Here is a 12,932-nt window from a genome sequence, read left to right as displayed (position 1 = left end):
ACGTTCAGAAAACCCCACGACAACGGCGGCTTTCGTGCAGCATCCCATCAGGAATTCGCACCAGTTCGATGGCTTTTCCGCCCGTCAACTTTGAGGTTCGGCCACCCAGAAGCGCCGAATCGTCGGAAAAATGCAAAGCGTACTAATTTTTTTTGCGTTTGTTACTCGGTGGGCATTTGCGCCGAATTAAAATTGCGTTAAGAGCCGTCTGCCTCCCAAGGGCACCGGTGTAATCCCAATTGGAATGAAAATGTCAGACGCGATATCCAGAGTATCGCCGACGCCCGCTTTATCGAACAATGCGCAAGTCAACTCGCCGGCGCGTGTTCTGATCGCGAGCCTTGTCGGCACCACGATCGAATTCTTCGATTTTTACGTTTACGCCACAGCCGCCGTGCTGATCTTCCCGACGCTGTTCTTCCCGAACAGTGATCCGACCACGGCCCTGCTTGCTTCCTTTGCAACCTTCTCGATCGCCTTCTTCGCCCGTCCACTGGGCGCCGTAGTCTTCGGCCATTTCGGCGACAGGATCGGCCGCAAGACGACGCTCGTCGCCGCCCTGCTCACCATGGGCATTTCGACGGTCGTGATCGGTCTTCTGCCCTCCTACGAGTCGATTGGCGTTCTCGCGCCGCTGCTGCTCGCGCTCTGCCGCTTCGGCCAGGGCTTTGGCCTAGGCGGTGAATGGGGCGGCGCCGTGCTGCTCGCCACCGAGAATGCACCGGAAGGCAAGCGCAGCTGGTACGGCATGTTCCCGCAGCTCGGCGCGCCGGTCGGCCTGTTCCTCTCCTCGGGCATCTTCTGGCTGCTGCTGCAGGTCATGTCGCAAGATGATCTGCTGAGTTGGGGCTGGCGCGTGCCGTTCATCTCTTCGATTCTGCTGATCGCCATCGGTCTCTGGGTTCGTCTCTCGATCACCGAAACGCCGGCGTTCCAGAAGGCGATTGACAAGCAGGAGCGCGTTGCAGTCCCGGTTGCCGAACTCTTCCGCAAGCACAAGCGCAGCCTGTTCCTCGGCACCTTCGTGGCGCTCGCCACTTTCGTGCTGTTCTACATCGGCTCGGCTTACCTTCTGTCTTACAATGTCAAGGTCCTGAAGATCCCGTTCCCGGACGCGCTTAAGATCCAGATCGTCGGTTCCGTCGCCTTCGGTATCTTCATCCCGATATCAGGCAAACTCGCCGAGCGCTTCGGCCGCCGCGAGATGCTGATCCTCACCACCTTGCTGATCGGTATCTTCTCGTTCTTCCTGCCCGGTCTGATGACCGGCGGCGAAGGCAGCATTGTTGTGTTCGCGATCGTCTCCATGGCGCTGATGGGCATGACTTACGGTCTGATCGGCACGGCGCTTGCTGCGCCCTTCCCGACTGCCGTGCGCTATACCGGCTCGTCGATCACCTTCAACCTTGCCGGCATCTTCGGCGCTTCGCTGGCGCCCTACATTGCCACTTGGCTGCAGGCAAACTACGGCATGCAATATGTCGGCTACTATCTCGGTCTTTCTGCCGTCATCACCTTGATCTGCATTCTGGCCTCCGGCCGCAACGAAGTCTGATCACGAAAACAGTCCAGTTCGAAGGGCCGCGACGGGAAACTGCCGCGGCCCTTTTCATTGTTGCCGGCTAACGCCTTGCCCCTAGATTCTCGAAAACGGGGAGAGCCGGGATGCTGACACGACGATCACTGCTGGCACAAAGTGTAGGCGCCGGAATCTCGCTGACACTGCCGTCCATTGCGAGCCGGCCAGCGTCCCGCCGATCAATGTCACCTTCCTTGTCATCAACGACGTCCATGCGTGCCGCTTCGGAGACGGGCTAAGTCCCAACTGCCAGTGTGAAGGCAAGACCGACGCAAACCTGCTCCGTCACATTCTTGCGCTCAACGGCATTCACCACCAGGCATGGCCCACTGAGATCGCAGGGGAGCCGAGCGGCCTTCTGCTCGCCGGTCAGCCGATTGCGAGGCCGCAGGGCATTACCGTGTGTGGCGATGTGACCGATGATGGCGGCGGCCAGACTGCGGAGTTCGCAGAAGGGTCGCAGCTACTGGAGTCTTCTCAACGCTACCAGCAAGGACGCGGTGCCGACCACGTGCACTTTCCCGTCTATGTTGGGCTCGGCAACCACGATCTCGATCAGGACGGGCGCCCGCCGCAAATCGATTGGTACCGCGACGAACTGCGTGATTACGTGCAGATGAACCACAAGCCGAGCGTCTTCTTCAAGCCGCTGGTGCCTGTCGACAACTACGACGAAGCATCGGACAACTACTCCTGGAATTGGGGTGGCCTGCATCTGATTCAGGCGCAGCGTTACGCTGGGACAACACAAGAGGTTCAGCGAGCAGCCTCGATTGGATGAAACGCGATCTCGAGACCTATGCGTCCGATGGCCGCCCGGTGGTCATCTTCCAGCACTATGGATGGGACCGGTTTTCCCTCGAGCGCTGGAATCCTGAAATGAAGACATTCACGTTAAGAGGAAGCGGTGCGCCCCACTGGTGGGGTGAATCGGAACGTCAGGAACTCCTCGCAACCCTCGAAGGCTACAACGTAATCGGTATTTTCCACGGCCACGAGCACAACACGCCGATGGCCTATCGGGTCGGCAAGCTGGACGTTTTCAAAGCAAAAGCCGCCTTCATGGGCGGCTTCTGCCTTGTCCGGGTGACAAGCAACACGATGGATGTAGCGATCGGCGAAGCCAGTGACGACAGGGGCGGCGTAACTTTCTCCACCGCCTTCAGCAAACGCCTCACCTAACGTTACTCGTTGGTTACGCCTTGGAAAGGACGAACCTCACGTCCTGGCATGAAGACGCCGAGACGCTTGATTTCCCACTCGAGCTTGATACCGGATTTTTCGAAGACTTCGCGACGGACCTGTTCGCCGAGATATTCGAGATCATATCCCGTCGCCTGCCCCATGTTGATCATGAAATTGCAATGAAGCGACGACATCTGGGCGCCACCGATCACCAGCCCGCGGCATCCCGCTTCGTCGATGAGCTTCCAGGCGGAATGGCCGTCCGGATTCTTGAAGGTCGAGCCGCCGGTCTTCTCGCGGATCGGCTGGACCGTTTCACGATGACTGCGCACGGCATCCATCTCGGCCCGGATCTTGGCGCGGTCCTCGCTGTACCCTTCGAAGAGCACCGAGGTGAAAATCAGATCGCTCGGCACCGATGAATGACGGTAGGAATAGCCCATATCCGCGTTCGACAGGACAAGCTTGTTGCCCTTGCGATCAACCGCATTCACCTCGACGAGCCGCTCGCGCGTCTCCCCGCCGTTGGCGCCGGCGTTCATGCGCGCTGCGCCACCAATGCTGCCGGGAATACCGTAGTAGAAATGGAAGCCGCCGATGCCGTTGTCCATAGCCATGGCTGCGACATGCTTATCGGGGCAGATCGCACCAGCGCGTATGCGGTTCTCGCCCGCAAGCTCGACGGCGCCGAAGCCCTTTGCCGAAAGCCGCAACACCACGCCGGGAATGCCGCCGTCACGAACCAGGATGTTCGATCCGACGCCAACGACGGTGACCGGGACTTCCTCCGGCAAAAGCTTGAGGAAAGCAATCAGGTCGTCCTCATCATGCGGCTGGAACATCAACTCGGCCAGACCGCCAGCGTGGAACCACGTGACGCGGTCCATCGGCGCATCCGGCGTGATCCTACCGCGGATGTTCTTTACACCGTCGCCGAGCGACGCAAGAAGCTTTTCCCCATTCACCTGTTTCATGCAGATATTCCCGAAAGGCTTTCCAATTGCTTGGGCAACGCTGCCGCCCAGTATGTGATACTCCCAGCCCCCAACAGAACCACAAAATCCCCCGGCTTTGCAATCTCTGCGACCATTTCAGGCAAAAGCTCTTGGGAAGGCAGGAAGCGGGCATCGCGGTGACCGCCCGATTTGATCCGGGATACGAGTGCCTCGGAATTCACCCCTTCGATCGGATCCTCACCCGCCGCATAGACAGGCGCGAGGAAAATGCTGTCCGCATCGTTGAAGCAAGACGCGAACTCCTCGAAGAGGCTGGATAGCCGCGAATAGCGATGCGGCTGATGAACTGCGATCACGCGACCCTTGCAGGCTTCGCGCGCAGCGCGCAGCACGGCTTTGATCTCGACAGGATGGTGGCCGTAGTCGTCGAAGATCTGGACGCCATTCCATTCGCCGGTCAGCGTGAAGCGGCGCTTGACGCCGCCGAAGGAGGCCAGTCCCTTGGCAATGTCCTCGCTGGACATACCGAGGCGATTGGCAACCGCGATCGCGGCGGTGGCATTGGATATGTTGTGCCGTCCGGGCATCGGCATCACGAGATTGTCGAGCCTGATCACCTGCCCGGTTCTCCGGCGGCGGATCTCTACGTCGAAGATCGAGCGCGGACCGTCGACACGGACATTCATGAAACGAACGTCGGCCTGCGGATTCTCGCCATAGGTAACGATCTTGCGGTCCTCGATCCGGCCGACGAGCGCCTGGACTTCCGGATGGTCGAGGCACAGCACGCCGAAGCCGTAGAACGGCACGTTCTCGACGAACTGGCGGAATGCGCCGCGAACCGCATCGAAATTGCCGTAGTGGTCCAGATGCTCGGGGTCGATGTTAGTGATGACGGCAACGTCGGCGGGAAGCTTCAGGAACGTGCCGTCGGACTCGTCGGCCTCCACCACCATCCACTCACCCTCACCCATGCGAGCGTTGGTGCCATAGGCATTGATGATACCGCCGTTGATGACGGTAGGGTCGAGACCGCCTGCCTCCAACAGCGTTGCCACCAGCGACGTGGTTGTGGTCTTGCCATGCGTACCGCCGATCGCGATCGCATTGCGGAACCGCATCAATTCGGCAAGCATCTCCGCCCGGCGAACGACCGGCAGCAGCTTTTCACGCGCCGCGACAAGCTCGGGGTTGTTCTTCTTGATCGCAGTCGAGACGACCACCACTTCGGCGTCACCGAGGTTTTCTGCCTTGTGGCCGACGAAGACTTCGATGCCCTTGTCACGCAAGCGTTGCACGTTGGCGCTGTCGGCCTGATCCGATCCCTGCACGCGGTGACCGAGATTGTGGAGCACCTCGGCAATGCCGCTCATGCCGATGCCGCCGATGCCGATGAAATGAACGAGGCCGATGGCCTTCGGCATTTTCATGCGCGTTTCCCCTTGAACTCTGCAATTGTACGTCGTGCCGCAATAGCCTCTACCATGTCGGCAAGCAAGTTCGCAGCGTCGGGTTTACCCGCTTGCCTGGCTGCAGCGGCCATCCGGGCGAGCTTTTCCGGATCGTTCATCGCATGGGTGAGTATCGAAGCGATCTTCTCCGGCCAAAGCTCGGCCTGCGGAATGACCTTGGCTCCGCCGGTCGCCGCAAGCGCTGCCGCGTTCGCCGCCTGATCGTGGTCCAAAGCATGTGGGTAAGGCACAAGCACTGCCGGCCGCCCGATCACGGAAATCTCCGAAACCGTGGATGCACCGGAACGGCAGATGACGAGATGTGCCGCGGCAAGTCGTTCGGCCATGTCGCTGAAGAACGGCGCCGTATCAGCAGCCATCTTCAATTGAGCGACGCAAGCGCTCAACATGCCCATATCTTCCGGACGCACTTGCTGGGTGATGCGCAGGCGATCGCGAAGCCCGTCCTCGAGCAAGCTGATGGCTGTCGGCATCGCCTTGGAGAAATACTGCGCGCCCTGGCTGCCGCCAAAGACGACGAGATTGAAAGGCTCACCGGGATTGGACGGAGAATACGGCACTTTCGCCGCCTCGATGATGGCCGGTCGCACCGGATTGCCCGTTGTCACCGTCTTGCTCGGAAACTGGCCGTCGCCTTCGGGCAGGAACCCGCCTGCAATCGCCTGCATACGGCTAGCCAGCGCCTTGTTGGCGCGGCCCATCACGGCGTTCTGCTCGTGGATCATCGCAGGCACGCCGAGGCGCGTTGCAGCGAGCAGCGGCGGTACGGTGGGATACCCGCCGAAGCCAACGACCACCACAGGCTTGAGACGCGCGATAAGCTTCTTGGCAGCCCGCATTCCGGTCCACAGCGTCCACAGCGAGCGCGCGACAGCGACCGGATTCTTGGAGCCTATCGTCGACGACGGCACGACATGAATCTCATCGGCCGGGAATTTGCCGGCATAACGCTCGGCACGGCTATCGGTGACCAGGTGCACGGAATAGCCGCGCTCCTTCAGCTTGTAGGCCAGAGCCTCCGCAGGAAACACATGACCGCCGGTTCCCCCGGCGGCAAGCAGGACAATGCCTTTACTCATAAGCAATTACTCCGCCGGCATTCCGTGCGCGACGCGGAAGAGGCTCCGATCCTGCGCACGTTTTTCCGGCCTGTGACGCGTCAGCGCGAGAATGAACCCCGCGGTAACGCAGATGGCGACCATGGACGAACCGCCGTAGGAAATCAGCGGCAGGGTCATGCCTTTCGCCGGTAGCAGTTCGAGATTGACGCCTACGTTGATGATCGACTGTATGCCGATCTGCAGCACGAGGCCAGCGACGGCAAAGCGGTTGAAGTCGTTCCGCTCCTTGTAGGCATGCGAGAGACCGCGCAGCACGAGGACGGAAAACAGCGCAACGAGCGCCATGCAGAAGACGATGCCGAACTCTTCGGCCGCGACCGAGAAGATGAAGTCGGTATGCGCGTCGGGGATGATCCGCTTGACGATGCCCTCGCCAGGTCCCTGGCCGAACCAATCGCCACGAATGATGGCTTCGCGTGCCGTGTCGATCTGAAAAGTATCACCTTCGCCGGTCAGGAACTTGTCGATGCGCAGCGCCACGTGCGGGAAGATGTAATAGGCGCTGACAAGGCCGCCGACACCGCCTGCGCCGAGCAGGATGATCCAGATCCACGGCATGCCGGCCATGAAGAACATGCCGCCCCACACCGCCGTCGTCAGGATCGTTTGCCCAAGGTCGGGCTGCGCGACCAGAAGTGCAGCGACAATGCCGAAAAGTATGATGGCAAACAGGTTACCCGGAATCTCCGGCTGCCTTGCATGCTCGGCAAAGAGCCAGGCACAGACGACGACAAAGGCCGGCTTCATGAATTCGGAGGGCTGGATAGAGATGCCGGCAAGCGTGACCCAGCGGCGGGAGCCTTTGACCTCGACACCGAAAAACAACGCCAGCAACATCATGCCAAGGGCGACGATCAACAGGATGATCGCCGTTCGCCGCACCTGGCGGGGCGTCAGAAAGGAGAGGCCAACCATCACCGCGAGCGACGGGATCATGAAAGCGGCATGGCGCTTGACGAAGTGGAACGGCTCCAGCCCGATGCGCTCGGCGACGGCGGGCGACGCGGCGAAAGACAGCATGAAGCCGATGCCCATCAGGAAGATGAACATCGCCAGGAAGAAGCGGTCGATGGTCCAAAACCAATCGGCCAGAGGCCCACGTTCCGCGCGGCTTACCATGTTATTTATCTCCTGTTGCCGAATCGATCAGCATGGTGATTCCGTCGAGCGCTGCCACATGGCTGACAAATGCATCGCCCCTGACTTCGAAGTTCTTATATTGGTCGAAGCTTGCGCAAGCCGGGGATAACAGCACGGCCAGAGGACCGCTTTCGTCCTTTTCGGCATCGGCAGCTGCATGAGCGACGGCGCGCTCCAACGTCCCCGAAATCTCATAGGGCACGGCCTCGCCGAGTGTCGCGGCAAACTCGGCCGCGGCTTCGCCGATCAGATAGGCCTTGGCGATCCGCGGGAAGAACCCCGTCAGTGAGGTAATGCCTCCGGCTTTCGGCAAGCCGCCGGCGATCCAGTAAATGCGGTCGTAGCTCGACAACGCCGGAGCCGCGGCATCGGCGTTGGTGGCCTTCGAGTCGTTGACGAAGACGACGTTGCCGCGACGCCCGACCGGCTGCATCCGGTGCTTGAGGCCGGGAAAGGATGCGAGCCCGGCGCGTATCTCTTCTTCGGAGACGCCGACGGCCAGGCATGCGGCAAGCGCCGCTGCGGCATTCTGTGCGTTGTGGCTGCCGCGCAGCGTCTGGATCCCGTCGAGATCGGCAATCGACTTTGTTGCGCCTCCCGAGGCCTGGATGAGCTTCGTTCCATCCGCGTAGATGCCGTAGGGAAGTGCATGACGGCGGGAAATGCGCATGACCTTGCCGCCGGCCCGCTCGATACGATCCGCGATCATCTGGCAGTGGCTGTCGTCCACGCCGATGACGGCGACGTCACTGCCGGCAACCAGCCGCTCCTTGATGTCGGCATAGTGCTGCATCGTGCCATGACGATCGAGATGATCCGGCGTCAGGTTGAGCAGGATGCCGGCGGACGGATTGACCGTCGGCGCGAGGTCGATCTGGTAGGACGAGCATTCGACGACGTAAAAACGTCCATCCTTCGGCGGGTCGAGCGTCAGCACCGCCGTCCCGATATTGCCGCCGAGTTGCGTATCGCGGCCGCTCGACTTCAGGATATGCGCGATCAGCGCTGTCGTCGTCGACTTGCCGTTGGTACCGGTAATGGCAATGAACGGGCAATCGGGCGCATGAGCCCGGCGCTCGCGCACGAAGAGCTGGACGTCGCCGACGACATCGACGCCGGCGGCACGCGCAAGATCAACGGTCCAGTGCGGCTTGGGATGCGTCAGCGGCACACCCGGTGAGAGCACGAAAAGCGACTGCGCGCTCCAGTCGATGGTGCGCAGATCGGCGGTATGGATGCCCTCGGCGGCGGCTTTGGTAACGCTATCCGGATTATCATCCCACGCGGTCACCTCGGCGCCGCCCAGTTTCAGCGCGCGCGCCGTGGCAAAGCCGGAACCGCCGAGCCCGAATAGCGCGACCTTCTTTCCTGATAGCGTCGTAACGGGAATCATCGCCGCCTCACCGCAGCTTCAGGGTGGAGAGACCAAGCAGGGCAAGACCGACCGCGATGATCCAGAACCGGATCACCACCTGGCTTTCCGTCCAGCCCTTCTTCTCGAAATGGTGATGGATCGGCGCCATCAGGAAGACGCGCCGGCCGGTCATCTTGAAGTAGCCAACCTGGATGATGACCGAGAGCGTTTCCATCACGAACAGGCCACCGATGATCGCCATGACGATCTCATGCTTGGTAGCGACGGCAACCGTGCCGATCGTGCCGCCAAGCGCCAGCGAGCCGGTGTCGCCCATGAAGATTGCGGCGGGCGGCGCGTTGAACCAGAGGAATCCGAGGCCGGCGCCGATGACGGCCCCAAGCACCACCGAGAGCTCGCCGGTGCCCGGTACGAAGTTGATCTGCAGATAGTTTGCAAAGACGGCGTTACCCGCGAGATACGCAATCACCCCGAAGGATGCTGCGGCAATCATCACCGGCACGATGGCGAGCCCATCGAGACCATCGGTCAGGTTCACGGCATTGCCGGCACCGACGATCACGAAGCCGCCGAAGAGGACGAACATGATGCCGAGGTTGATCATGAAGTCCTTGAAGAACGGGAACGCGATCGATGAGCCGAAGGTCGAACCCGCGGTTCCGGATGCAAGCGCCGTTCGCATCATGAAGTAAACGGCAATGCCTGCGATCACGAACTCGATGCCGAGTCGCGCCTTGCCGGAGAAGCCCTTGTGGCTTTGCTTGGTGACCTTCAGGTAGTCGTCATAGAAGCCGATCGCGCCGAAACCGAGGGTGACGAGCAGCGTGGCAACCACGTAGACGTTGGAAAGATCAGCCCATAGCAGCGACGACCCGACGATACCCGCGAGGATCATCAGGCCGCCCATGGTCGGCGTACCTGCCTTCTTGAAGTGTGTCTGCGGACCGTCGGCGCGGATCGGCTGCCCCTTGCCTTGGCGGATGCGCAGCGAGTTGATGATCGTCGGACCAAAGAGGAAGACAATGAAGGCGGACGTAAACAGGGAGGCGCCCGTGCGGAAGGTAATGTACCTGAACAGATTCAAGAATTTCAGGTGTTCCGACAGTTCGACAAGCCAAATCAGCATTCAGGGCCCCTTGTTTACCCGCTCAAAAATCGCGTTGCGTGTCGGCAAATGGCGGGAACTTGTCAAGAAGCGCGGCGACGATCTTTCCGAAACCTATGCCCAGTGACGATTTTACCATCAGCACGTCGCCAGCCACGACGGAGTTCAGTACGTATTCGCTTAGTTCTTCTGTCGTCTCGTAGTGAACGACCTGGACGCTCTCCGGGAGCGATTCCTTCAGCGCAGCCATTTCACGACCGGCCAGCCAGACATGCTCAATGCCGGCAGCAAGCAACGGCCCCGCCAGATCCGAATGGACCCTTTCCGCGTAGTCGCCCATCTCCAGCATGTCGCCGAGTACGGCGATGCGCCGCCCCGCCCCCGTCGGCACCGCGCTCGCAAGCACGGCGATTGCCGCCCTCATAGAGGCGGGATTGGCGTTGTAGCTCTCGTCGATGACCGTGAAGGCGCCGTGGTCGATCATCAGCCGATGACGGCGGCCCCTGCCCTTCTCGGGCTGGAGCGTCGCGAGGGCGCCGATCGCCTGCTGCATGTCCGCACCGACTATCTTCACGACCCCGAGGGCAGCCAGCGCATTCTCCGCGATGTGCCGGCCCGGCGCACCGATTGCCACTTCCTTCGTGTCGCCGTCGATGGTGATCCAGAGCGTCGAACTCTGGTCCGAGCCGTTAAACTCTGCCAGGCGGAAATCCGCTTTCGCGTGCTGACCGAAGGAATGGATGTGGTGGATACCGCAAGCTTGTGCCGTCCGCTCCAGAAAGTTGAACTGGTCGTTGTCTCGATTGAGCACGACCTGCCCACCGGACACGACGCCTTCGAAAATCTCGGCCTTGGCCGTCGCGATCTCACGAATGCTCTTGAAGTTGCCAAGGTGTGCCGGCGCGATTGTCGTGATCACGGCGACATGCGGCTTGATCATCTTGACCAGCGGGCGGATCTCGTCCGGATGGTTCATGCCCACTTCGAAGACACCAAAATACGTGTCGAGCGGCATCCGGGCGAGCGTCAGGGGTACGCCCCAGTGATTGTTGAATGAGGCAACGGAAGCGTGCACCTTGCCCGATGGAGACAAGACCCGGCGCAGCATCTCCTTGGTGGTCGTCTTGCCGACCGAACCGGTGACGGCAATGATCTGGGCGCGCGAACGGGCGCGAGCAGCCTGTCCGAGCTTTCCGAGTGCCGCCAACACATCTTCGACAACGATCACTGGGACGGTGAGCCGCCCCATGGCTGGCAGGCGCGCTTCGCTGACGACGAGAAGAGCGGCTCCGTTTGCCATCGCCATCGACGCGAAGTCGTGGCCATCGACGCGGTCGCCCTTGATGGCGAAGAAGGCTTCGCCGGGCGCAATGGAGCGGCTGTCGATGGAAATCCCGGTAATGCCCTCAGGCAAAGTGCCGAACGGCCGCCCTGCCATGGCGGCAATCATGTCTTCCGTCGTCCAAAGCCAGTTCACGGTTTCAGCTCCTCCAAAGCCTTACGCAATTCGGCGTGATCCGAAAACGGCAGGGTGACGCCCCCTATCGTCTGCCCTTCCTCGTGCCCCTTGCCGGCGACGATCAGCGTGTCGCCGGATGTCAGCATCCCGACCGCCGTTCGGATCGCCTCGGCGCGGTCGCCGATTTCGGTTGCGCAGCCAGCGGCCGCCATGATCTCGGCACGGATGCTCGACGGCTCTTCGGAGCGCGGATTGTCGTCCGTGACAATCACCACATCGGCCAGACGGCAGGCGATTTCGCCCATGATCGGGCGCTTGCCGCGATCGCGGTCGCCACCGCAGCCAAACACGACGATGACGCGGCCCGTAGTAAACGGACGAACGGATTCCAGGACGTTGGCAAGCGCGTCTGGCTTGTGTGCGTAGTCAACATAAGCAAGCGCGCCGTCCCTGGTGTGGCCCACCAGCTCCAGTCGACCCGATGCGCCCTGCAGCTTTTCGAGGGCCGCCATGGCAACCTTCGCCGGCACACCCGTCGACATGGCGAGACCTGCCGCGACGAGCGCATTGGCCACCTGGAAGTCGCCCGCAAGCGGAATGTCGACCTCGAAGATTTCGTCCTCGGCATGGATTTCAGCCACCTGCTTGTGGCGGAAATGCTCGACGCGCTTCAGCGTCAGGTAGTCACCCTTGCGACCAACGGTGCGGACGTCATGACCCGAGTCGCGCGCCGCTTTGACGGCTTGCTCCGACCACGCATCGTCAGCGAAGATCACCGCCGGTGCGCCCTTTGGCAGCAGCGTATCGAAAAGCCGCATCTTCGCGGCCATGTAGCTTTCGATCGTCGGATGATAGTCCATGTGATCGCGGCCTAGATTGGTAAAGGCAGCGGCAGTGAGCCTGACGCCATCCAGACGGCCCTGATCGAGGCCATGGCTGGAGGCTTCCATCGAGGCATGTGTAACGCCCTCCCCGGAGAGCTCAGCCAGTAATTTGTGAAGCGAAACTGGATCGGGCGTCGTCAGCGAGCCATATTCATTGCGTGTCGGAGAGACGACACCAGTCGTACCGATCATCGCCGCCGGATGGCCGGCATAAGCCCAGATCTGCCGCGTAAAGGAGGCAACCGACGTCTTGCCTGCAGTACCGGTCACGGCAACCATCGTTTCCGGCTGCTTGCCATAGAAGTGAGAGGCCGCGATCGAGAGGAAGCGGCGCGGATCGTTCACGACGAGAACAGGTATGGAAGCATCAATGCCATGGGAGGCAATGGCCACGACAGCACCGCGCGTCGCCGCATCGGCGATAAAACCTGCTCCATCTGCCTTCGTCCCGGCGACAGCTACAAACACCATTCCGCGTTCGATCTTGCGGCTGTCGGACGAGATGCCCAAAACCGCCAGCGCCCCGACAGACCCGGCTAATTGATTTTCAAGTTCCGGAAATGCATCTCCGGCGATGTCTCGCAAGTTCATCGAATGTACTTTTCTCTTTCAAGCCGCCGCGCCCCCGTGGCGAATCGGCTCCGACATTCATTCAG

The 12,932-nt window shown here is 61.1% G+C and carries 9 protein-coding genes and 1 pseudogene; 2 read left to right on the top strand and 8 right to left on the bottom strand.

The genetic code is table 11. The features are described 5' to 3' along the window. Nucleotides 1-250: 250 nt before the first annotated feature. Nucleotides 251-1,555 carry an MFS transporter gene (locus tag C934_RS0119600; RefSeq protein ID WP_018858327.1) on the top strand — a complete coding sequence of 435 codons (1,305 nt, stop codon included), beginning with the start codon at nucleotides 251-253 and terminating at the stop codon, nucleotides 1,553-1,555. 110 nt (nucleotides 1,556-1,665) lie between these two features. After that, nucleotides 1,666-2,761: pseudogene (locus C934_RS32185) on the top strand (metallophosphoesterase). Nucleotides 2,762-2,763: 2 nt separating this feature from the next. On the opposite strand, the gene murB reads toward C934_RS32185, so the two are convergent. Genes murB through C934_RS0119555 form a run of 8 tightly spaced genes read right to left on the bottom strand, consistent with a single transcriptional unit; the run spans nucleotide 2,764 to nucleotide 12,867 of the window. Then, nucleotides 2,764-3,738 carry a UDP-N-acetylmuramate dehydrogenase gene (murB, locus tag C934_RS0119590; protein WP_018858326.1) on the bottom strand — a complete coding sequence of 325 codons (975 nt, stop codon included), beginning with the start codon at nucleotides 3,736-3,738 and terminating at the stop codon, nucleotides 2,764-2,766. After that, complete coding sequence (gene murC / locus C934_RS0119585) at nucleotides 3,735-5,150, bottom strand: UDP-N-acetylmuramate--L-alanine ligase (RefSeq protein WP_018858325.1); 1,416 nt, start codon at nucleotides 5,148-5,150, stop codon at nucleotides 3,735-3,737. Before murC ends, murB begins: the two co-directional genes overlap by 4 nt. Then, on the bottom strand, nucleotides 5,147-6,271 hold the full coding sequence (gene murG, locus C934_RS0119580; RefSeq protein WP_018858324.1) for an undecaprenyldiphospho-muramoylpentapeptide beta-N-acetylglucosaminyltransferase: 1,125 nt from the start codon (nucleotides 6,269-6,271) through the stop codon (nucleotides 5,147-5,149). The genes murC and murG overlap by 4 nt, the downstream gene beginning before the upstream one ends. A 6-nt stretch (nucleotides 6,272-6,277) precedes the next feature. Then, the gene (gene ftsW, locus C934_RS0119575) at nucleotides 6,278-7,432 is read right to left on the bottom strand and encodes a putative lipid II flippase FtsW (protein WP_018858323.1); all 1,155 of its coding nucleotides are present in this window, start codon (nucleotides 7,430-7,432) and stop codon (nucleotides 6,278-6,280) included. 1 nt (nucleotide 7,433) lies between these two features. Further along, nucleotides 7,434-8,846, bottom strand: coding sequence for a UDP-N-acetylmuramoyl-L-alanine--D-glutamate ligase (murD, locus tag C934_RS0119570; RefSeq protein WP_018858322.1), 1,413 nt, complete (start codon nucleotides 8,844-8,846; stop codon nucleotides 7,434-7,436). Nucleotides 8,847-8,853: 7 nt separating this feature from the next. Continuing rightward, nucleotides 8,854-9,954, bottom strand: a complete 1,101-nt coding sequence (mraY, locus tag C934_RS0119565; protein ID WP_018858321.1) for a phospho-N-acetylmuramoyl-pentapeptide-transferase — start codon at nucleotides 9,952-9,954, stop codon at nucleotides 8,854-8,856. Between the two features lie 22 nt (nucleotides 9,955-9,976). Beyond that, nucleotides 9,977-11,410 carry a UDP-N-acetylmuramoylalanyl-D-glutamyl-2,6-diaminopimelate--D-alanyl-D-alanine ligase gene (locus tag C934_RS0119560; protein ID WP_018858320.1) on the bottom strand — a complete coding sequence of 478 codons (1,434 nt, stop codon included), beginning with the start codon at nucleotides 11,408-11,410 and terminating at the stop codon, nucleotides 9,977-9,979. Next, on the bottom strand, nucleotides 11,407-12,867 hold the full coding sequence (locus tag C934_RS0119555; protein ID WP_018858319.1) for a UDP-N-acetylmuramoyl-L-alanyl-D-glutamate--2,6-diaminopimelate ligase: 1,461 nt from the start codon (nucleotides 12,865-12,867) through the stop codon (nucleotides 11,407-11,409). Before C934_RS0119555 ends, C934_RS0119560 begins: the two co-directional genes overlap by 4 nt. Nucleotides 12,868-12,932: the final 65 nt, after the last annotated feature.

It is taken from the genome of Rhizobium sp. 42MFCr.1 (assembly GCF_000377185.1).
GTDB classification, from domain to species: domain Bacteria; phylum Pseudomonadota; class Alphaproteobacteria; order Rhizobiales; family Rhizobiaceae; genus Rhizobium; species Rhizobium altiplani.
Note: the sequence above shows the minus strand (reverse complement) of the source record. Positions and strands in the feature narration are given on the sequence as shown.

Excerpts from the sequence above, each read along its gene's own strand:
- C934_RS0119600 (WP_018858327.1), top strand. The coding sequence starts at position 251 with ATGTCAGACGCGATATCCAGAGTATCGCCGACGCCCGCTTTATCGAAC.
- murB (WP_018858326.1), bottom strand. The coding sequence starts at position 3,738 with ATGAAACAGGTGAATGGGGAAAAGCTTCTTGCGTCGCTCGGCGACGGT.
- murC (WP_018858325.1), bottom strand. The coding sequence starts at position 5,150 with ATGAAAATGCCGAAGGCCATCGGCCTCGTTCATTTCATCGGCATCGGC.
- murG (WP_018858324.1), bottom strand. The coding sequence starts at position 6,271 with ATGAGTAAAGGCATTGTCCTGCTTGCCGCCGGGGGAACCGGCGGTCAT.
- ftsW (WP_018858323.1), bottom strand. The coding sequence starts at position 7,432 with ATGGTAAGCCGCGCGGAACGTGGGCCTCTGGCCGATTGGTTTTGGACC.
- murD (WP_018858322.1), bottom strand. The coding sequence starts at position 8,846 with ATGATTCCCGTTACGACGCTATCAGGAAAGAAGGTCGCGCTATTCGGG.
- mraY (WP_018858321.1), bottom strand. The coding sequence starts at position 9,954 with ATGCTGATTTGGCTTGTCGAACTGTCGGAACACCTGAAATTCTTGAAT.
- C934_RS0119555 (WP_018858319.1), bottom strand. The coding sequence starts at position 12,867 with ATGAACTTGCGAGACATCGCCGGAGATGCATTTCCGGAACTTGAAAAT.